17 protein-coding genes are annotated in these 19,834 nt (G+C 71.2%); 10 read left to right on the forward strand and 7 right to left on the reverse strand.

Features of this window, described 5'->3' with window-relative positions; all coding sequences use genetic code 11:
* Positions 1-113 precede the first annotated feature (113 nt).
* On the forward strand, positions 114-1,115 hold the full coding sequence (locus tag AB0D53_RS15490; RefSeq protein WP_362445719.1) for a DUF6745 domain-containing protein: 1,002 nt from the start codon (positions 114-116) through the stop codon (positions 1,113-1,115).
* A gap of 61 nt (positions 1,116-1,176) precedes the next feature.
* On the opposite strand, the gene AB0D53_RS15495 is transcribed toward AB0D53_RS15490, so the two are convergent.
* Both AB0D53_RS15495 and AB0D53_RS15500 read right to left on the reverse strand, forming a co-directional pair.
* A complete protein-coding gene (locus AB0D53_RS15495) occupies positions 1,177-1,767 on the reverse strand; it encodes a TetR/AcrR family transcriptional regulator (RefSeq protein WP_362446413.1) in 591 nt (196 codons plus the stop codon).
* 485 nt (positions 1,768-2,252) lie between these two features.
* Positions 2,253-2,816, reverse strand: a complete 564-nt coding sequence (locus tag AB0D53_RS15500; protein WP_362445722.1) for a carboxymuconolactone decarboxylase family protein — start codon at positions 2,814-2,816, stop codon at positions 2,253-2,255.
* Between the two features lie 148 nt (positions 2,817-2,964).
* Between AB0D53_RS15500 and AB0D53_RS15505 the strand changes: the two genes are divergently transcribed.
* The 7 genes from AB0D53_RS15505 to AB0D53_RS15535 all read left to right on the forward strand — a co-directional run bounded on the left by AB0D53_RS15505 (position 2,965) and on the right by AB0D53_RS15535 (position 9,382).
* Positions 2,965-3,405: a PPOX class F420-dependent oxidoreductase gene (locus AB0D53_RS15505; RefSeq protein WP_362445725.1), complete on the forward strand. Its 441-nt coding sequence runs from the start codon at positions 2,965-2,967 to the stop codon at positions 3,403-3,405.
* A gap of 98 nt (positions 3,406-3,503) precedes the next feature.
* The gene (locus AB0D53_RS15510; protein ID WP_362445728.1) at positions 3,504-4,745 is read left to right on the forward strand and encodes an MBL fold metallo-hydrolase; all 1,242 of its coding nucleotides are present in this window, start codon (positions 3,504-3,506) and stop codon (positions 4,743-4,745) included.
* A gap of 365 nt (positions 4,746-5,110) precedes the next feature.
* Positions 5,111-7,054, forward strand: a complete 1,944-nt coding sequence (locus AB0D53_RS15515; RefSeq protein WP_362445731.1) for an ATP-binding protein — start codon at positions 5,111-5,113, stop codon at positions 7,052-7,054.
* Between the two features lie 7 nt (positions 7,055-7,061).
* Positions 7,062-7,496 carry a roadblock/LC7 domain-containing protein gene (locus AB0D53_RS15520; protein WP_362445734.1) on the forward strand — a complete coding sequence of 145 codons (435 nt, stop codon included), beginning with the start codon at positions 7,062-7,064 and terminating at the stop codon, positions 7,494-7,496.
* Positions 7,497-7,498: 2 nt separating this feature from the next.
* On the forward strand, positions 7,499-7,870 hold the full coding sequence (locus AB0D53_RS15525) for a DUF742 domain-containing protein (protein WP_327271533.1): 372 nt from the start codon (positions 7,499-7,501) through the stop codon (positions 7,868-7,870).
* A 367-nt stretch (positions 7,871-8,237) separates the two neighbouring features.
* Positions 8,238-8,798 carry an ATP/GTP-binding protein gene (locus AB0D53_RS15530; protein ID WP_362446416.1) on the forward strand — a complete coding sequence of 187 codons (561 nt, stop codon included), beginning with the start codon at positions 8,238-8,240 and terminating at the stop codon, positions 8,796-8,798.
* Entirely contained in the window at positions 8,795-9,382 is a 588-nt protein-coding gene (locus tag AB0D53_RS15535; protein ID WP_362445738.1) for a GAF domain-containing protein, read from the forward strand. The genes AB0D53_RS15530 and AB0D53_RS15535 overlap by 4 nt, the downstream gene beginning before the upstream one ends.
* A 12-nt stretch (positions 9,383-9,394) precedes the next feature.
* Here the strand turns inward: AB0D53_RS15535 and AB0D53_RS15540 are convergent, their stop codons facing one another.
* The 5 genes from AB0D53_RS15540 to AB0D53_RS15560 form a co-directional block, all read right to left on the reverse strand.
* Entirely contained in the window at positions 9,395-11,305 is a 1,911-nt protein-coding gene (locus AB0D53_RS15540; RefSeq protein ID WP_362445742.1) for a DUF2264 domain-containing protein, read from the reverse strand.
* Positions 11,306-11,338: 33 nt separating this feature from the next.
* Positions 11,339-13,759, reverse strand: coding sequence for a polysaccharide lyase 8 family protein (locus AB0D53_RS15545; RefSeq protein ID WP_362445745.1), 2,421 nt, complete (start codon positions 13,757-13,759; stop codon positions 11,339-11,341).
* A gap of 23 nt (positions 13,760-13,782) precedes the next feature.
* Complete coding sequence (locus AB0D53_RS15550) at positions 13,783-15,183, reverse strand: M60 family metallopeptidase (RefSeq protein WP_362445748.1); 1,401 nt, start codon at positions 15,181-15,183, stop codon at positions 13,783-13,785.
* Between the two features lie 153 nt (positions 15,184-15,336).
* On the reverse strand, positions 15,337-16,431 hold the full coding sequence (locus AB0D53_RS15555; RefSeq protein WP_362445751.1) for a LacI family DNA-binding transcriptional regulator: 1,095 nt from the start codon (positions 16,429-16,431) through the stop codon (positions 15,337-15,339).
* Between the two features lie 62 nt (positions 16,432-16,493).
* On the reverse strand, positions 16,494-17,480 hold the full coding sequence (locus tag AB0D53_RS15560) for a hydroxyacid dehydrogenase (protein WP_362445754.1): 987 nt from the start codon (positions 17,478-17,480) through the stop codon (positions 16,494-16,496).
* A gap of 339 nt (positions 17,481-17,819) precedes the next feature.
* Here AB0D53_RS15560 and AB0D53_RS15565 point away from each other — a divergent pair, with 339 nt between their 5' ends.
* Together AB0D53_RS15565 and AB0D53_RS15570 are read left to right on the forward strand one after the other, a co-directional pair.
* The gene (locus AB0D53_RS15565; RefSeq protein ID WP_329819084.1) at positions 17,820-18,833 is read left to right on the forward strand and encodes an ABC transporter permease subunit; all 1,014 of its coding nucleotides are present in this window, start codon (positions 17,820-17,822) and stop codon (positions 18,831-18,833) included.
* Between the two features lie 82 nt (positions 18,834-18,915).
* On the forward strand, positions 18,916-19,776 hold the full coding sequence (locus AB0D53_RS15570) for a carbohydrate ABC transporter permease (RefSeq protein ID WP_362446419.1): 861 nt from the start codon (positions 18,916-18,918) through the stop codon (positions 19,774-19,776).
* The last annotated feature ends 58 nt before the right edge of the window (positions 19,777-19,834 follow it).

Consider the following 19,834-nt stretch of genomic DNA (forward strand, 5'->3'; position numbering starts at 1 on the left):
GGACCCGGAGGTCCCGCGGCGCACCGGATCACCGAGGCGCACGGCGCACGGCGCGCCACGAACAAGACAGAGCACAGAACCAGATCGCAGAACACAGGGGACGGGGAAGACCGATGCAGTACGTGGACTCATGGCGGACAGTGGCAGCGGCGACCGGCGCGGCGGACCGGTCCGCGGCCGAGGACGGGCTGCGGCTCGCCTACCGCAGCGCAGGACTGGCCGAGCCGGAGCGGATCGTCTGGGTCGACTCGCCCAGGGCCGCCGTGGAGGCCGTCGAGAAGCTCGTCGACGCCGGACGCTCGGTGCGCGACGAGGTGCGCACCCGGCCCTGGGCGCAGGAGCGTCGCCGGATGTACGACGAACTGGGCCCGGCGGGCTGGTCCGCGCTCTGGTCCGCCACGGGCGCACAGCTCTGGGAGACCACCGCGGCACTGGCCGACCGGATCAGGGCCGGCGTCGTCGCGGACCTCGCCGGGCGCCCCGAGGACGAGTCCGACGTCCGGCTGGTGCTGCTCGACGCGGTCCTGGGCCAGCACGACGCTGCCTGGCTCGCCGCTTTCGACGGCCGGGGCGACCGGCTCGACGGTCTGGCCGAGGTGGCCAGACACGCGGGCTGGTGGTGGCCCTACGAGCGCGTCGTGGTGATCAGCGAGCGCCCGGAGGCGTTGTACCGGGACGAGGCGGGCCGGCTCGACCGCGGGGACGGCCCGGCGCTCGCCTACCGCGACGGTTTCGCCCTGCACGCCTGGCGCGGCATGCCCGTGCCCGCCGAGTTCCTGGACGAGCTGAACTCCCTCACCCCGAAGCGGATACGCGAGGAGGAGAACGCGGAACTGCGCCGCGTGATGCTGGAGTTCTACGGATACGACCGCTACCTCACCGAATCCGGCGCCGAGCCGGTCCACCGTGACGAGACGGGTGTCCTGTGGCGCATCGCGATGGACGGCGACGAGGACGTGGTCATGGTCGAGGTGGTCAACTCCACCCCGGAGCCGGACGGCACGCACCGCGTCTACTGGCTGCGGGTGCCTCCGGGCACCAGGTCCGCGAAGGACGGTGTGGCGTGGACCTTCGGACTCCAGGGCGACGCATACGCTCCGGTGCGCCAGACCTGAGCGCCACCCGCCGCCCGCACCGCGCGGCCGGACCATCGCCCGGACCGCCGTCGGGGCGGGGTCAGGCCGTCAGCGCCTCGCGGTCGATGCCCAGTTCGCGGGCGAGTGCCTCGTCGGTCCAGGCCAGCATCGTGGCCCGGGAGAGCGGACCCGCGTACGACGTCGTCTGCACGGCCAGGCCGTCCAGCAGGGCGGTCAGCCGCCAGGCCGCGGACATCGGGTCGTCGCAGTGGAACTCACCGGCGGCGGCACCCTCTTCGATGACCTCGGCCAGTTCCGCCTTCCACTGCTGGTCGAGATCGCCGGCCACATTGCGCAGCGCCGGATCGCGCAGCGAGGCGGCCCAGGCCTCGATCCACAGCCGCCAGCCCTTGGCCTGTCCCGTCGGGGCGTACCAGCGGACGGCGGCGCGCAGCCGCCGTACCGCGCTGGTGCGGCGGCCGAGCACCTTGCGCAGCTGGGCGAGATCGGCCTCGGCGGCATGCGCGAACGCTGCCGCGACCAGCTTCTCCTTGGTCGAGAAGTGGTAGAGCACGAGCGCGTTGCTCACTCCGAGCACGGCGGCCACATCGGCGATCCGTACCGCCGCGACGCCCCGTACCTCGATCTGTTCGACGGCAGCGCGCAGCAGTTCCTCACGACGCTCCGCCACGCTCAGACGCACTCTTGCCACGGCGTCACCCTAGCGAATATGCCACGCACGGGAAGACCGGGGGCGGAGCCGTCCACGGTCCCCGCCCCCTCCTTCGGACGGCGCCTCCGGCGCCGGTCCGCGCCGTCGGCACCAGATGCCGGCGCGGCCGGAGTCGCAGGCGTCGACCGGTGTCTCCGTCAGCGAAGCGCCTGAAGCACCTGAAGCGCCCGTGACGGTGGACCTCGGATCGACCTTGGCGGTCCCGAGCGCCGGCACGGTGACCTTCCACCGGCCGGCGGCATGACGAGCCGCCCGGACCGGCATCCATCCGGGTCCGTCTCACTCCCACCTCCTGAACTCGTCGGTTCTCAGGGGGTGGTGAGGTGAGAGCGTCCGGAACATCGCGAGCGGGAGCCGGGTGCGGGCCGGCGGGTAGCTGCCATGGCAGCTACCCGCCGCACGGGCCGGGGAACCGAGGCGGAGGAACCGGCCGGTCCGCCGGGTCAGTGGTTCGTGGGACGTTCCACCTCGCACCGGTCCTTGAAGCCCTGGCTGGTCAGGCCGAGAGCGGAGTTCATCCGGGAGCGCATGTTCTCCACCGCGACCATCGTCGTGAGCTCGACGAACGCCGCCTCACCGAGCGCGGTCCGCAGCCGCTCGGCCAGCTCGTCCCCGACTTCCGGCGGGGTGAGGCTCATCGCCTCCGCGTACTCCATGACGTCGCGCTCCAGCGGGGTGTACACCTCGCTCTCCCGCCACACCGGCACGTCGCGCAGCTTGCGCGGGTCCATGCCGTGGCGGTGGCTCTCCCAGTAGCCGAAGTCCATGCACCAGCTGCAGCCGATGGTAGCCGCCGACGCCATCACGGCCAGCGCCTTGAGCTGCGCGTCCAGCTTCTTCCAGCGGCCCACCGACAGCTCGAGCCGGGCCCCGGCCCACAGCACCCCGGTGTGGTGGGCGGAAGCCCGCAGCGGATCGATGACCTTGCCGTACGTACGGTTCGAGTACCACGACACGGCACGGAAGAGGAGGGAACGGGGCGGGTCGAGCGGGATTCGGGCGGTCATGGCCGGTCTCCTTCGGTACGGCTCCGGTGCCCCAGGGCGGTGCCGTGGGGCCGCTTGCACCGGTGTGACGGACGAGGGGGCCCCGGATGTGACATCGCGATCCGGCGGAATGCGGAATCCTGCGGCGGGCACGTTCGTTGGATCCGGCATGACTGGATTCGACGCACGGCAGGAAGCGCTGCTCGGGCTGCTCGCCGAGGAGAACGGCGGAGTGCTCGTGACACTCAGGCGGGACGGCAGGCCCCAGCTGTCCAATGTCAACCACTTCTACTACCCCCAGGAGCGCATCGTCCGCGTCTCGATCACGGATGACCGGGCGAAGACGAAGAACCTCCGCCGTGACCCCCGGGCGAGCTACCACGTCACCAGCGCGGACCGCTGGGCGTGGACGGTCGTGGACGCCACCGCCGAGCTGTCCCCGGTCGCCGCCGATCCGCACGACGCGACGGTGGAGGAGCTCATCGCCCTCTACCGCGACGTCCAGGGCGAGCACCCCGACTGGGACGACTACCGCGCCGCGATGGTCCGGGACCGGCGCATCGTGCTGCGGCTCCACATCGACCATGTGTACGGGCAGCCGCGCGGCTGACGCGGTCCGTTCCGGCCGCCGGCCCCGCGGGCCCTCCGCCCTCGCGCCGTCGTACCCCCCGCCCATAATGAGACGAACCGACTCCCCCAGGAGATGTTGTGACCGGCGCTGACCCCTTGCCTCCGCTCCGCACCCGGATGCGTTCGCTGCGCCCCGCCGCATTCGGCGCGGACCCGGACGGTGCCCGCATGGAGCGCATCCGCCGCTCGCCCAACTTCGCCGACGGAGTCTTCCAGAACCCGGTGGGGGCGCGGACCAGGCCGTCCGGATCCACCCTGGAGTTCGCCAAGGTCTACTTCCGCAAGGAGGAGCGGGCGCGCCGGGCACCGGTCGGCACCGTGCCCGTCCACGCCACCACCTACGCCGATCTCGCCGAGACGCCCGCCACCGGGCTGCGGCTCACCTGGATGGGCCATTCCAGTGTGCTCGCCGAGATCGACGGCCGACGGGTGCTCTTCGACCCGGTCTGGGGCGAGCGCTGCTCCCCCTTCGCCTTCGCCGGTCCCAGGCGCCTGCACCCCGTCCCGCTGCCGCTCGCCGCGCTCGGGCCGGTCGACGCGGTGGTGATCTCGCACGACCACTACGACCACCTCGACCTTCCGACGATCCGGGCCCTCGCCGGCACGGACACGGTGTTCGCCGTCCCGCTCGGAGTCGGCGCCCACCTGGAGCGGTGGGGCGTGTCCGCAGACCGGATGCGCGAACTGGACTGGAACGAGACCACGAAGATCGCCGGGCTCGGCCTGACCGCCACCCCTGCGCGCCATTTCTGCGGCCGCGGTCTGCGCAACCAGCAGCACACGCTCTGGGCGTCCTGGGCCGTCGCCGGTCCCGAGCACCGCATCTACCACAGCGGCGACACCGGCTACTTCCCCGGCTTCAAGGACATCGGCGCCGAGCACGGCCCGTTCGACGCGACGATGATCCAGATCGGTGCGTACTCCGAGTACTGGCCCGATATTCATATGACTCCGGCCGAGGGAATGCGGGCCCATCTCGATCTTCAGGGCGGCAAGCCGCTCGGGGCGATGCTGCCGATCCACTGGGCCACCTTCAACCTCGCCCCGCATCCGTGGGCCGAGCCGGGCGAGGGCACCCTCGCCGCGGCACAGGACGCGGGCGCCCGGGTCGCACTGCCGCGGCCCGGTGAGCCCTTCGAACCCACGGCGCGGACCGTTCCTTCCGAGCCCTGGTGGCGCGAGGTGGCTCCGCAGCCGCTGGAGCGCCGGCCCGCGGGCGCGGCCCGGATCACGGACCTGTCGGCCGATCTGCCGGGAGACAAGGGCCGGGCGTCCGAAGGCGCGGAGGCCGACCATGCCGAGGTGGCGCCGAGCGCGTAGCTGCGTACGGATCACGCGGGGGACATCAGACGGCTCGGCCCGTCCGGCGCTACCGGACGGGCCGAGCCGTTCTCCTGTGTCCAGGGGTTCGTATCCGTAGGCCGTTCGGGTGCCCGCCGACCAGGTCTCCATGCGGAGTAATCGGTCGATCGTGCGAAAGCTCATACCAGAGCGGGACGGATGGCGGGCAAGTTCGACAACTGCCCGACGAACCCGCGCGATTGACGACTACCGTGTGTGGCCGGTGATCAACGGTGGGCTCATGACGGTCGAGCCTGCCCGACCGGAGAACCGAGCCTGACCGACCACCGTAGGTGCCGCCGCAGGAACGCCGATTCCAGGTGCCCCACGTACCGAGGACACTGATGTCTCAACTTCGCGCGCCCGAAGCGCGACCGGAACGCCGAGAAGGCGGACGGCACGGCCGACCGGGTGCCCGTTCCCACTCGGCCACGGGCAGGCCGCGCGCCGCCCAGTCGTCCCCCGAGGCGCGTATACGCCCCCAGATCCTGCGCACCGCCGTGCTGCCGACCCTCGTAGCGGTACTGAGCGGAGCCGCAGCGGTCATCTTCACCGCCCGCTCCACCGGAGCCCGGCCCTCCACCGAACTCTGGATCGCGCTGGGTACGGCCGGTGCGCTGGCGCTCGCCGCCGTGCTGGCCGCCTGTCTCGCCGCCAACCGCGTCGCCACCACCGTCTTCGGTCGCTGCCTGGCGCTCCGCCGCGCCAGCGCCCAGGGCCAGGCAGAACTGCAGCGGGTGGTGGAACAGCTCCGCAACGGTGAGCCGGTGACCGCGCGCAGGCCCACCGAGCCCGCCGCCCCGGGAAGTGACGCCTTCGAGCTGCTCGCCCAGGAACTCGGCCGCCAGCAGGAAGCCGCCGTGGCCGCGGTCGTCCAGGCGTCCCGGATCCCGGACCGCTCGGGCGAGGACCAGAAGGTCGAGGTCTTCGTCAATCTCGCCCGCCGCCTCCAGTCCCTGGTGCACCGTGAGATCCAGCTCCTCGACGAGCTGGAGCACGAGGTCGAGGACCCCGATCTGCTCAAGGGCCTCTTCCACGTCGACCATCTCGCCACCCGCATCCGCAGGCACGCCGAGAACCTCGCCGTCCTCGGTGGCGCCGTGTCCCGGCGGCAGTGGAGCAACCCGGTCACCATGACCGAGGTCCTGCGGTCGGCGATCGCCGAGGTCGAGCAGTACCCCCGGGTCAAACTCGTCCCGCCGATCGACGGCACGCTGCGCGGCCACGCCGTGGCGGACGTGATCCACCTCCTGGCCGAACTGGTGGAGAACGCGACCGTGTTCTCCGCACCGCACACCCAAGTGCTGCTGCGCGCCCAGCAGGTCACCGCCGGACTGGCCCTCGAAGTGGAGGACCGGGGGCTGGGCATGCCGGGCAACGAGCAGAAGCGAATGAACGCCCTGCTCGCCGACCCCGACCAGGTCAACGTGGCCCACCTGCTCCAGGACGGCCGGATCGGACTGTTCGTCGTCGCGTCACTGGCCCGCCGGCACGGCATCGCGGTCCGGCTGCAGAGCAACATCTACGGAGGCACGCAGGCCGTACTCGTCCTCCCGCAGTCCCTGCTCGGCGTGGACGGGGACACCCCGGCCGCGCAGGGCGCGGCCCCGGTCCCTGCCCCGGGCCCCGTGCACCGTCCACCGGCCGAGGACGAAACGAGCGGCCACCACAGACCGCATCCGAGCCTGAGCCCCGGCCCGGGCACCGCCCCGGGCCCGCAGCCGGGCACCGGACGTCAGCCCTACGTGCCCAGCCAGCCGCTGCGCCTGCACCAACCGCCCCAGCAGGCACAGGGCCAGGGCGAGGCACCACCGCTCCCGCTGCGCGCCGAGCGCCCCGACCGCCATACCCCGGCCGAGGCGCGCCCCGGAACCCGGCCCACGGACGACGTCCCCGACGCACTCCACTCCGAGCCCGGAGTGGTACGCGGCACCATGGGCAGGCCCCAGCTGCCCCGGCGCGCCAACCAGGAGCACCTGGTGCCGCAGCTCAGGGAGGCGCCGGCCCCGCGCACCGAGGACGAACAGGCCCTGCACGACCCGGGACTCGTAGCGGCCTTCCGACGAGGCATCGAACTCGCCGAGGCCCGCAGCGAATCCGAGGGCGACCCCGCCCCGGAGCCGGACACGGGCCTGGAGACGGCGGCAGAGCCGCAGTCCTGGCAGTCCCGGACCCCGCTCGAACCGCTGCCGGTGCGCGGGCTCACCGCGACCGCCGCTCCGTACCCCTCGGCCCCGGCCCCGGACGCGGCCGACGGCCACCTCGAAACGAACACCCCCAAGGAGTAGATGCACCATGGCGACCGAAATGCCGTCCGGTCAGGTCTCGGACCTCGACTGGCTGCTGAGCGGACTGGTCCAGCGGGTCCCGTACACCCGCAGCGCGGTTCTCCTCTCCGCCGACGGGCTGGTGAAATCCCTTCATGGCATGGACGCCGACAGCGCCGACCACATGGCGGCGCTGGCCGCCGGCCTGTACTCGCTCGGCCGCAGCGCGGGCGCGCGCTTCGGCGACAGCGGCGAGGTACGGCAGGTGGTGGTCGAGCTCGATTCGACCCTGCTGTTCGTCTCCACCGCCGGGTCCGGTACCTGCCTCGCCGTCCTCGCCGGACGCGAGGCGGACGCGGCGGTGCTCGGCTACGAGATGACCATGCTGGTCAAGAGCGTGCGGCCCTATCTGATGACGCCGGTGAGACAAGCTGCCGGGACACCCGGCGCCACGGGGCTGTGAGGGTGTCGGTCCCACAGGACGGGCCGTTGCTCGACGACGCGGCCGGCCGGCTCATCCGCCCGTACACCGTGAGCAACGGCCGCACCCGTCCGACGACCGTGCTCGACCTGCTCTCCCTGGTCATGGCCACAGGGACCGAACCTCAGATACACCTCGGCCCCGAGCACTCCGTCGCACTGGGACTGTGCGGCGGCCCCACCTCGGTGGCAGAGATCGCCGCCCATCTGCGGTTGCCCGCGGTCGTCACCAAGGTGCTCGTCTCCGACCTGGTCGACTGCGGGGCAGTGACCGCGCACCCGCCCGCCTTCCATGACATGCCCACCGACCGATCTCTGCTGGAGGCAGTGCTCGATGGCTTACGACGACAGCTCTGACGGCTTCGGCAGCTCTGCCGCGTACGAGAACAACGCAAGCTCCGAAGGGATCGGAAGCCACGGAGGTCACGGCCACTACGGGGACGCGCAGGGCTACGGAGACGCGCAGGACTACGGAGCCGCGCAGAACTACGACTACGGGGAAAGTCCGGGATACGGCTATGGCGACGCGCAGGGCTACGGCGATGTTCCGGGCTACGGAACCGGGCAGAGTTACGGAACCGGGCAGGGCTTCGAATCCGGGTCGGGCCACGCATCCCGGCAGGACTTCGAACTCGCACCACCTCACGGCGAGCCCGGCGGCACCCCGGACGTCCCCCGAGCCGCAGGCCCCGCCGGAAGCGAGGGCTTTCCCGTCGCGCTCAAGGTGCTGGTGGCAGGCGGCTTCGGTGTCGGCAAGACGACATTCGTCGGCGCGGTCAGCGAAATCGCACCGCTGAGCACGGAAGAGCTGCTGACCCAGGTCAGTGCCGCGACCGACAGTCTGGAGGGCATCGAGTCCAAGACCGCGACCACCGTGGCGATGGACTTCGGCCGCATCACCCTCGACGAGCAGCATGTTCTCTACCTGTTCGGAACCCCGGGCCAGGAACGCTTCTGGTTCATGTGGGACGAACTCTCCCAGGGAGCGCTCGGAGCGGTCGTGATCGCGGACACCCGTCGGCTCGCCGAGTGCTTCGCCGCCGTCGACTTCTTCGAGCGGCGCGGCATCGGATTCATCATCGCGGTGAACGAGTTCGACGGCGCCTACCGCTACGGGCCGGAGGAGATCAGGGCCGCACTCGACCTGGGGCCGGACGTGCCGGTGGTGCTCTGCGACGCCCGGATCGCCAGCTCGGGCACGGGGGCGCTGGTCACGCTGGTCCAGCACCTGATCAACGCCACCTCGGCGCCGGCCCCGCTGACCGGCTTCGGAGCCCGCCCGTGAACCGGAACGCCACCGGTCGCCTGCTGCTCACGCCCGTCGACCACGACGTCGCCGTCCGTACCCGGCGGCTGAGGACGCTCGGGCTCGGGGAACGAGCCGACGCGTCGTTCGACAACTTCGACGCCTTCGCCGACCGGGTGGCCGAGGTGACCGAAGTGCCTTTCTCGATGGTCAACTTCATCGACGGCAACCGGCAGTTCTTCGCCGGGCTGCACACCCCGGCCGGCACGCACAAGGGCTCCGACCTGGGCGCCGCCGCCGCGGGCAGCAGCCGCAGCGGCCGGTACGTCGCGCTCGACCGCGGTTACTGCCCGCATGTCGTCGTCCGGCGCAAGGCGCTCGTGCTGGAGGACGTCTGCGACTACCCGAGGTTCGCGGGCAATCCGGTGGTCGACGAAATAGGCATCCGCTCCTACCTCGGCGCACCCCTCATCGACCGCACGGGCGTCGCCCTGGGCGCGGTCTGCGCGGTCGACACCGTGCCCCGCCCATGGGGCAGGGCGGGGCTCGACACCATCAAGTCGCTGGCCCTGGAGCTCGTCGGGCACATCGACCAACGGGAGGGGAACAGCCTCGGAATCTGACTCCGGCGGCGCTCAGACCTCGACCGTCGTTCCGTCCAGGAAGGTCAGCACCACCGAGTCCGCACCTGCCCGCACCCGCACCGCGTCGCGCAACGCCTCCGGATGCAGGGTGTCCCGGGAGAGGGCGAGCAGCGAGACATGGACGCTCCGCCCGCCCGGGTGCGGTCGGCTGCGGAGATACGGAATCGCCGAATGCGGTCCGTACGCGTTGGACTGGACATCACGTGCCACAGCCGCCCCTTCCGTACCGCCGTCCCAGCCGTGCAGCGCGATCAGGGCACTGCTCAGACCGTCGGCCGTGCGCGCGAGTGCCCAGTCGGGTCCCGACAGGGCGAACGGGCTCTGCGCATGGGAGACCGCGTGACCGCCCTCCCGCACCACCACGCCTTCCGGCGCCTCGACCCGGTGCACCCGGATCTCCCACGGGCCGTGCAGCACACTCGTCGTCTCGATCCGGTACGGACGGTCGTCACCGGGCAGCCGGGCCGCGTACCAGGAGGCCGCGACGCGGTCCTCGCAGCGCAGCGGATGGATCCGGCGGCGCAGCGACGGGGTGCCGTCGGGCGCCACCAGTGCCAGATGACCGTCGATGGACCGTGCCACGGCGTGCGGGGCGGCCTCGGGCGCCGTCGCCGTCGAGTAGGCGAACCTGGCGTAATGCGGATCGTCGGTGCCCTCGGACGGGTCGCCCGACTCCTCGTACGGCGGATTGTGGTCGCTGCCGTGATTGACCAGCCGGACGATGCCGTCGTCACGGGTGCCGTGCAGCAGCCAGCCCGTGGCGGGCAGTGCCGTGTACTGGTCGGACTCCTCGATGGGCAGCGGCAGTTCGCGCTCCGTCCACACGGCGTGGTCGGCCGGCAGCAGCAGCCCGAGGAAGCCCTTGCTCGCCCAGTACGGCGAGGCGGGACCGGAGTACGGCTGGGTGCTCGGCAGGAACGTGTCGTACCAGCCCAGCGTCAGCAGCCCCCGTTCGTCCGGCACACCGCGCTCCGCGAAGTGCCGCATCGTGCCCGAGGCGAGCCGGCGGGTGAGCCCCGGTGCCAGCGGGGTGCAGTCGGCCAGCGCCCCCATCCACACCGGAGCCAGGGCGGCGAACCGGTAGGTCAGCGAGCGGCCCTGGTGGACCGGCGCGCCGTCGGAGCCGAAGAAGTGCGGATAGTCCTCCAGGAACCGGCTGAGCCGCTGCCGGTAGACCTCGGTCCTGCCCCCGTCGTCGGAGCCCGCGATCCGCGACCACAGTAGCGGGTACAGATGCATGGCCCAGCCGATGTAGTAGTCGAAGTTCCGGCCGTCCCCGTCGGTGTACCAGCCGTCACCGACGTACCAGTCCTCGATCCTGTCCAGGTTCGACTCGATGTCCGAGCGGCTGTACGGCGCCCCGACCGAGGCGAGGAACTGCTCGGACACGACCTGGAAGAGCCGCCAGTTGTTGTCCCAGGTGCGTCCGCCGACGAACCCGGAGAACCAGTCGACGACCCGCTCCTGCACCCGTGCGTCCAGGCGCTCCCAGATCCACGGCCGGGTCTCGTGCAGCGCCACCGCGACCGAGGCCGCCTCCACCATCTGCTGCGAACAGTCCGTCAGCTTTGGCCAGGCCTCCCCGCTGCCGGGGTCCGTGCCGGCGGCCAGCCCTGCCGCGTACCGCTCGATCAGCGCCGGGTCGACCGCCCCGCCCGCGCCCCCGATCCGGCAGGCGGCGAGCAGGAACGACCGGGCGAACCCTTCGAGCCCGTCCGAGACGACCCCCGACCAGCTGCCCCGGCCGGGCAGCCGGTACTGGGCGAAGCCGGGGGTCGCGTACGGCACCAGTGCATCCAGCATCCGGTCGGCGGTCGCCTCCCAGTGGGCCCGGGTCCAGCCGGTTCGGGACGACAGGAGCCGGTCGGGCGGCGGCAGTCGGAGATGCGGTGCGACGGACATGGTGGTGGTGCTCCTCGGGTGGTGCGGGATGGGTCACCGGTTGAGTTCGGCCCGGTGTGTGTGGCCGCGCGAGCCGCCGACGGCGACGGTGAGCACGGGTCTGCGGCCCGGAACGAGGCTCACCGAGTCGTCGGCGGACCGCACCGACCGTACGGGGAACGGCAGCTCGACCGAGAGCGTGGTGAGTGTCCGTCCCGGGTCGGCGACCGCGACGCGGACCTGCGCGCCGTGGCGCTGGACGAGTACCGACGCCGGGCCCGACGCGGTGATCCCGGCCGCCGTTCCGGCGCGCCAGAAGTTGACCGCAGTCAGCCCTTCCCGGCGTGCCTCGACGGACTGCGCGGTGGTGTCGTTGGCGACGATCCGGACCGGCCGGGACCGCGACCAGACGGCCGTCGCCGCGGCCGACGCGCCGGGCAGCAGCACATAGGCGTAGTGGGCGTCGGTGGGGGAGGGGCCGTGGTCCGTCCAGAGCGTCACATAGCGGCGGGTGACCGGGTCGGTGCTGCCGGCCGTGTCCGCCCCGGTGTCGATGGCCCGCCAGGTGCCGGTGCGCTCCTCACGCAGGGCACGCAGCGCGGTTCCGCCGGGGAACACATAGCCGCCCACCTGGTCGACATGCGCCCACCGGGCCTGGCCGAACTCGCCGCTCCAGCCCTGCTCGGTGGGTTGGCGGACTCCGTCGACCACCAGCCGGTGGCGTCCGTCCGCGCCCAGATTGCGGTTCTCGACGACCGTCTCGACCGGCAGGCCGTCGCTCGCCGTGATGCCCGCCCCGAGCGCGATCACCGCGTTGTCCAGCAGGAACCACGACTTTTTGGTCCGCAGAGTGGTGCCCTGGGCGCCGGTCACGTCCATCGCGGCGGCCCCGTACCGGCCGTCCAGCACCGCACCGCCGGCGACGGCGTTGGCGGGGCGGTAGGTGGACGTACCGGCGCCGGTGCCGAGATCGGTCCGCCGCCGGGTGTCGACCGTGGTGCCGGGGAGCCGGTACGGATCGACGGTGGGCCAGAAGCCGTCGTTGAACTGTCCCAGGTCGTCGCCGTCGTACAGATACGTCATGCCGTCGCCGGTGTACCAGCCGTGCAGATTCTCGCCGTTGCCCGCCTCGTACGCCGAGATCCGCTTCGACGACAGGGACAGCGCGCAGGCCCAGCCGGGGCGGCGGTGCACGACGCGGTCCATGTCGGCGAAGACATGGCTGCCCGTGCTGCGCGGTCCGGCCGGAACACGGTGGTCGTTCAGTACGGCTTTGGCCAGGGCGAGTTGGGGCAGTGTGGCGAGGGCCTCGAAGGGGGTGGTGCGGTTGCGGGTCAGCCAGCCCTTGACCAGGGTCCGCCACCGCTGCGCGTACTCGGCCGGGGCACCGGAGGCCAGCAGCAGGATCGCCGCGAGGGCCGTCGCACCGTCGCGGTGGTCACCGGCTCGTTCCCGGGAGATGGCCCGGCCGCGCACCGAGTCCATCATCAGCCCGTCGAAGACCACCGGGGCGAAGGTCCGCTCGACGGCGTCGTACATCACCGACACCTTCGGGTCGGCCACCGCCCACTCCGAGCCCGCCAGCAGGGCCAGCAGATACGCCGTGCCGTTCAGCAGCACAATGCCGTACGACCCGGTGTAGGCCACCACGTCGTGCTGGACGAACGAGCCGTCCTCGTAGAAGCCGTCGCCCGAACTCGTGTACCGGAAGAGGCTGTTGCGTCCCGAGTCGCGTACGTCGGACAGTGCGTCACGGGCCGAGACGAGCTTGGCCGCATCCCGTCCCAGCAGTCCGCGCAGCGCCACGATGACGGCCTTGTCGGTGCGGTTCGCCCCGGTCTCGGAGAGCGTGGGGGAGTTGGTGCGACGGTCCGCGTCCGGGCAGAACCGGTCGACGACCGTCAGATAGTCCGTCAGATCGGCTGCGGGGAGCCGGTCGCGCAGGACGACGGAGCAGTCCATCAGCGCACGCGGGGCGCCGATCTCCCAGAACCACCAGTTGCCGGTCTCGCGTTTGGTTGGGTTGTACGCGGTGTCGTGGGTGAAGCGCAGCGCAGCGACCAGCGCGTCCGCCACCTGCGTCGATCCGGCGAGGGAGGTGCCCGACGTGGCCCAGGCGGTCGCGAGGGTCCGCAGCCGGGTGTAGCTCTGGCCGAAGTTGCCCGGGTCGGTGAGCGGCGCGAGGTCCGGCCACAGGGCGGTGCGGCCGGTGTCGCGGTCGAGGGTGCTCCACAGCTGGGCGGCCGTGGTGTCCAGGGCCGCCACCGCGGCGGTGAAGTCGGTGTCGGCCGGGTCGAATCCGCCACCGGTGAGCAGGGATTCGGCGCGCTGGAGCAGGGTTTCGAAGTCGGCTCCGGCCTGGGCGGAGGTGTGTGCGACGGGCGAGGCGTGCGCCGCGCCGGCCGAGGTCATGAGCGCGGCCGTGACGGCGGTGGCGCTGCTCGCCGCGAGGAGCGTTCGTCTGCTGAGGTTCACGGTCAACTCCCTCGTCGTCGCGGTCAGTCGGCCAGCTCGGCCGGGTCGACGGGCGGCTTCGGCAGATTCAGCGAGGCCAGCTCGGCCCTGCCCGTGGCGTCGATCGGGAACGCCCAGGTGTTCACGAAGAAGTCCGTGAGGTCGTAGCCCGCGACCCGGCTGGAATAGGTGGCGAGGGCCCGGTAGCGCTTGTCGTTCTCGGTGTAGTCGGACTGCGGGTTCTCCTCACGGACCAGCTTGTGCATCCGGGGCCAGAAGTCGTCGCCGAACGCCAGCTCCAGCTGGCGCAGCGGGACCAGCTTCTCGTACGCGCCGAAGGACTTCTCGTAGGTCAGCCCGGCCGTGCCGAACTTCAGCCGTGCCGACTGGAAGTAGGTGAGCCCCGTCTTCGGGTCGACGGTGAGCAGGTTGGACGGCTGCTCCAGGGTGCGCTGTGCCGCCAGCGAGTAGATGTTGACCGTGACCTCGGTCAGGCCGCCGGGCTTGTACGCCATCTGCTGGTGGAGATGGCCGAGTTCGTGGTAGAGCCCCCAGCCCCGCGTCCGCAGTCCTTCCACGGTGGTGGCCCGGTCCAGGTAGGCGCGGGGAAAGCCGTTGTAGCCGTGGGTGGCGTAGGCGCCGACACCGCTGGGCACCTTGCTGACCTCGGTGAAGTGGTACGGCCCGGCCTTGCGCCGGTGTACCGGCTTCGAACCGTCCAGACCGCTGATCCGGGCATGGGAGTCGATGATCGTCTCGACCAGCCCGAGCAGTGCGGCATGGTCCTCGTCGCGGTGGAGCAGCGCACCCTCGCGAGTGAGGGTCATGATCGTGTGCGGTGCGTGCAGTTCGACGTACGGCGATGTGGTGAGCGTGTCCAGCTGCCGCTGGTAGTCGGCCTCCGAGGTGCGGCCCAGGGTGAAGACCGGCATGGGCACGGCGCCGGAGCGGACCAGCACACCCGCCCGCTCTCCGCGTCCCGTCAGCGTGAGGTAGACCGGGCCGCCGTGCGGGTCCGTGACGGTGTTCGCACCCGCGGTCAGCGGATAGCTGCGCGGCTCGGTGATCTCGCCGTAGTAGTCCCAGGCGCCGATCCACAGCGTGGGCAGCAGACCGTCGTACGGCTGGACGGTGAGGGAGAGCGGGGTGCCGGCCGGGACGTGCAGACCGGTGGGCTGGAACTCCGAACCGCGCAGGGCCTGTCCGAGCCGCAGCCGCTCGGCCTCGGCGGCGGGCCGGGCGGTGAGGGTCAGCTTGACCGGGCGGCCGGCGCGGAGCTCCGGGCCGGTGGCGGAAGCGGCGGCCCGGGCCGTTCCGGCGGTGGCGCCGAGCGCGACGGCCGCTCCGGCACCGGCGGCCGCGGCGAGAACGGAACGCCGGCCGACGGGCGAGGAGGCGACGGAAGGGGCGGTGGAGGAGCCGGCGGGGTCTATGGGCATGCGCATGCGGAACTCCCTGCGGAAATGAGTGAGGGCGGAGGCGTGCGGAACGGTGCTGCTCGGCGCCAGCATGTAAGCGGTTGCTATTCGGAGGCAAGAGGGGGCAAGAAGTTACTGCGATTTACTATGACCAACTGCGGACAGGCGGGAAGTAACCGGTCACTTACGAATGGAGTGGCCGGACCTCGGCGCAACGGAATCGCGTACCACGATGTGGGTGCCGAGTCGCAGCGCACCCGTGGTCGGCTCGCGCCAGTCGTCCTCGTCCCCGCTGTTCACCGCGAGCCGCACGGCCTGGCGTCCCATCTCCTCCAGCGGAATGTGGACGGTGGTCAGCCGCGGCCTCAGCTCCTGGGCCACGGGAATGTCGTCGTACCCCACCAGGGACACGTCCTGCGGCACTCGGATCCCGGCCTCCTCCAGCGCCTGGGCCGCGCCCGCCGCCACCATGTCGTTGGCCGCGAATACGGCGGTGAAGTCCGGTCCGTCCCGCAGCACTTCGGCCATCTTCCGATAGCCGAAGTTGCGGCTGAACGCGCCCGGCCGCACCAGGTCGGGGTCCGGGTCGATCCCGCGCAGCTGCAGCGCCCGCCGGTACCCGGCCAGCCGGTCCCGGGTGGTGGAGAGCTTGGGCGGGCCGGCGAGGTGGAGGATCCGCTCATGCCCCTGCATCAGCAGATGGTCGGTGATGGCGAAGGCGCCGCCCTCGTTGTCGTACTCGACCGCGACGGTCGGGGCCTGCTCGCCCAGCGGCGGCCTGCCGCACAACACCAGCTTCGATCCGCCCGCGTCCAGCTCGCGCGCCCTGCGGGCCAGTTCGGTGGTGTAGCCACGGTCCGCGATGGAGCCGCCGACCACGACCACCGCGTCCGCTCGGCGCTCGTGCATCAGGTCGATGAAGGCCAGCTCCCGCTGCGGGTCGCCCTGGGTGCAGCAGACCAGGCAGAGCCGTCCGCCCAGTGCCGCCTCCCGTTCCACACCGCGCGCGATGTACGCGTAGAACGGGTCGATGACCTCGTTGACGATGATCCCGACGGTGCGGTTGGAGACGCCGGCCAGCGCGCGGGCGTGGGCGTTGACGACATAGCCCAGCTCGCGCATCGCGGACTCGACCCGCTCCCGGGTCGCCTCGGCGACCGGGTAGTTGCGGTTCAGGACGCGGGAGACCGTGGCCGTCGACACACCTGCGCGCCGCGCGACGTCGGTGACCGTCGCCCGCCGTTGTCCGTCCCCGGCTGTGCTCTGCCGGCGCATCCGGCTCACCCCCTGGTGGCTGTTGTGTGACGCCGAGCCTAGAGGCTGTGCCGGGGAGGGGCTCACGCGATCCTCCCCAGATCGGCCCGGTGCACCGGGTGGTCGAACGGGGTGCCCCGCGCGTACCGCGCCAGCTCGTCCACCGCGAGCGCCCCGAGCCGCCCGACCTCGTTGCCCTGGGCGCCCGCCATGTGCGGGGTGAGGAAGACGTTCGGCAGGTCCCACAGGGGGTGGCCGTGGGGCAGCGGCTCGGGCGACGTCACATCGAGGACCGCGTCCAGCCGCCCGCTGACCAGGTGCCCGGTCAGCGCCTCGGTGTCCACCAGGCCGCCGCGCGCGGTGTTGACGAGCAGGGTGCCCGGTCGCATCAGGCCGATCCGGCGGGCGTCGATGATCCCGCGGGTCTCCGGGGTGTCGGGGGCGTGGACGGTCACCACGTCGCTGGTCGCGACCAGGGTGTCGAGGTCGGTCGGGGTGACGCCGAGCAGCTGTGCCTCGGCCGCGCTGACGTAGGGGTCGTAGAGCAGTACCTCCGCGTCGAGGATCCGGAGGAGTTCGATGACCCGGCGCCCGATGCGGGAGGCCCCCACCACCCCGATGGTCAGCCCGTGCGTGCCGAGCCAGTGCTGCCGGTCGAGGTCGGCGCCGGTGCGGTGGGTGCGCCGGGTGCGGAAGAGCCCGGACAGCGGGAACACCCGCTTGGCACCCATGATGATCGCCGCCAGGGTGAACTCGGCGACCGGTACGGCGTTGGCGGCGGCGGCCGACGAGACGACGATCCCGCGATCGAACGCAACCGGGGACAGAAACGTTTTCACCGTGCCGGCCGCATGGATCACGGCCCGCAGCGCGGGCGCCCGGTCCAGCAGCGCGGCGTCGACGGGCGGGCAGCCCCAGCCGGTCAGCAGCACCTCGGCCCCGCTCAGCGCCGCGACGGCCTCGGGGGAGGCGAACTCGCTGATCACGGACGGGTCGAGGAGCTCGGCGGTCTCTTCCAGGCGGACCCGTACCGGTGGCGGAAAGACGTCGTCCAGCAGTCCGGGGCTCATGACCAGAAGCGTGCGCGGCCGTCGCGGGGACGGTGTCGCGGCCTCGCTACCGGAATGTGCCGGTGCCTCTTCGGTGGTTCGCACCCTGCCTCCGGACAGTAATCGCGTTCTATGGGATGACCGGCACGCTAAGGAGCGTGGTGGCCGACCGTCAAGCTCTCACCCGCTACAACTGTCCAATTAGGGGGCATATTTGTGGGTTCGATGCACTGGATTCAGTCGCCGGAACATCGCGGCTCAACGACTTTTGCCCGGATCTCTTGACGCTTGGGTTAACCGCTTACTAACTTGCGGCCCCAGAAGGCCCACCACGCGCCACCCAGCCGAACAGGACGCACCATGGCTGAAACAGCACCCCCGTTGCCGCGGGAAAAGCGGCGGCAGAAGGCTGAAACACACTCCCCGCCAGCCGCCGGGGCCGTTGTCGCACAGCGCCGGCTGAGCCTCTGGCAGCGGATCAAGCGGGACCGGGTGATGCTGCTGCTCACCCTGCCCGGCCTGCTGTACTTCATCGTCTTCCACTACGTACCGCTGCTCGGCTATGTCGTGGCGTTCCAGGACTACCAGCCGTACCTCGGCTACATGCACAGCGTCTGGGTGGGGTTCGCCAACTTCTCCGCGGCGTTCAGCGAGCCGGCCTTCTGGTCCGCGACGTTCAACACCCTGGAGATCGCACTCGTCCAGCTGGTGTTCTTCTTCCCGATCCCGATCGCCCTGGCCCTGCTGCTCAACAGCATCGCCAGCGACCGGATCAGACGCTTCGTACAGAGCGTCGTCTATCTGCCGCACTTCATCGGCTGGGTCATCATCGTCTCGATCTTCCAGCAGATCCTGGGCGGTGCCGGGCTCCTGCCCGACGTCCTCGGCGGTCTGGGGCTGCCGCGCTACGACATGATGAGCGACCCCGACGCCTTCCCCTGGCTGCTGACCCTCCAGGTCGCCTGGAAGGACGCAGGCTGGGGCACGATCATCATCCTCGCCGCGCTGCTGAACATCGACAAGCAGCAGTACGAGGCCGCCGCCATCGACGGTGCGGGACCGCGCCGCCGGCTGTGGCACGTGACCCTGCCGGGCATCGCCCCCGTACTCATCCTGCTGCTGATCCTCAACCTCGGGCAGATCCTCTCCGTCGGCTTCGAGCAGATCCTGCTCCAGCGCGACGCGGTCGGCCCGGACGCCGGTGAGGTCCTCGACACCTACGTCTACTACCACGGCATCAAGGACAACGACTGGGGCGTCGCCGCCGCCGTCGGACTCGTCAAGGCGGTCATCGGCACCGCACTCGTCCTGGGCGCGAACAAGTTCGCCCACCGACTCGGCCACGAAGGGGTGTACCGCGGTGCTGACCGCTGAGAAGACGCGCGCCACAACGGAATCCACCGCACCGGCGCCCCGCCCCGTACCCGCCGCGAAGTCCGACGGCCGGCCCCCGTGGATGGAACGGCCGACCCGCATCGGACAGACCGCCAAGGCGATAGCCGTCGTCGTGGTCGTCCTCGCCGTGGCCTACCCGCTGGTCGGCGTCATCGGCACGAGCTTCGCCTCGCAGACCGACATCATCAAGAGCTCCGGCCTCGTCCTGTGGCCGGACCACCCCACCCTGGACGCCTACCGCACCATCTTCACCGGCGGAGTCGTCACCCGCGCGCTGATCGTCTCCGTCGGCATCACCGTCATCGGCACCCTCGCCAGCCTCCTCGTCACCGTCGGCATGGCGTACGGGCTCTCCCGCCGCGAGGTCACCGGCTCCCGCTTCATCCTGATGACGGCCCTGTTCACGATGCTCTTCAACGCGGGCATCATCCCGAACTTCCTGCTGGTCAAGGGCCTGGGCCTGTACGACACCTACGCGGCGCTCGTCATGCCCACCCTGGTCAGTGCCTTCAACCTGGTCGTCCTGCGGTCCTTCTTCATGAACCTGCCCGAAGAGCTGTACGACGCGGCGAAGGTCGACGGAGCGGGAGACTTCCGGGTCCTGGTGCGGATCGTCCTGCCCCTGTCCAAGGCCGTCCTCGCCGTGATCAGCCTCTTCTACGCGGTGACGTACTGGAACGCCTTCTTCAACTCGCTCCTGTACCTCAACGACTCCGACAAGTGGCCGCTGCCGATGGTGCTGCGCACCTACGTGCTCCAGGGCCAGAGCCTGAACGCCGCCTCGGCCGGCGAGGTGCTCGCCCCGCAGCAGGCCGTACAGATGGCGGTCCTGGTGATCGCCGTCGTACCGATCCTCTGTGTCTACCCGTTCCTCCAGCGCTACTTCACCAAGGGCGTGCTCACCGGCGCCGTCAAGGGCTGAGAGGCCACCCGACGGGCCTCTCGGCGCAACCACCGCCCCCCACTCCTTCCTTCCCCTC

Source organism: Streptomyces sp. NPDC048295, assembly GCF_040652135.1.
In the GTDB taxonomy this organism is placed as follows: domain Bacteria; phylum Actinomycetota; class Actinomycetes; order Streptomycetales; family Streptomycetaceae; genus Streptomyces.

Excerpts from the sequence above, each read along its gene's own strand:
- AB0D53_RS15490 (WP_362445719.1), top strand. The coding sequence starts at position 114 with ATGCAGTACGTGGACTCATGGCGGACAGTGGCAGCGGCGACCGGCGCG.
- AB0D53_RS15500 (WP_362445722.1), bottom strand. The coding sequence starts at position 2,816 with ATGACCGCCCGAATCCCGCTCGACCCGCCCCGTTCCCTCCTCTTCCGT.
- AB0D53_RS15505 (WP_362445725.1), top strand. The coding sequence starts at position 2,965 with ATGACTGGATTCGACGCACGGCAGGAAGCGCTGCTCGGGCTGCTCGCC.
- AB0D53_RS15515 (WP_362445731.1), top strand. The coding sequence starts at position 5,111 with ATGTCTCAACTTCGCGCGCCCGAAGCGCGACCGGAACGCCGAGAAGGC.
- AB0D53_RS15520 (WP_362445734.1), top strand. The coding sequence starts at position 7,062 with ATGGCGACCGAAATGCCGTCCGGTCAGGTCTCGGACCTCGACTGGCTG.
- AB0D53_RS15540 (WP_362445742.1), bottom strand. The coding sequence starts at position 11,305 with ATGTCCGTCGCACCGCATCTCCGACTGCCGCCGCCCGACCGGCTCCTG.
- AB0D53_RS15550 (WP_362445748.1), bottom strand. The coding sequence starts at position 15,183 with ATGCGCATGCCCATAGACCCCGCCGGCTCCTCCACCGCCCCTTCCGTC.
- AB0D53_RS15555 (WP_362445751.1), bottom strand. The coding sequence starts at position 16,431 with ATGCGCCGGCAGAGCACAGCCGGGGACGGACAACGGCGGGCGACGGTC.
- AB0D53_RS15560 (WP_362445754.1), bottom strand. The coding sequence starts at position 17,480 with ATGAGCCCCGGACTGCTGGACGACGTCTTTCCGCCACCGGTACGGGTC.
- AB0D53_RS15565 (WP_329819084.1), top strand. The coding sequence starts at position 17,820 with ATGGCTGAAACAGCACCCCCGTTGCCGCGGGAAAAGCGGCGGCAGAAG.
- AB0D53_RS15570 (WP_362446419.1), top strand. The coding sequence starts at position 18,916 with ATGGAACGGCCGACCCGCATCGGACAGACCGCCAAGGCGATAGCCGTC.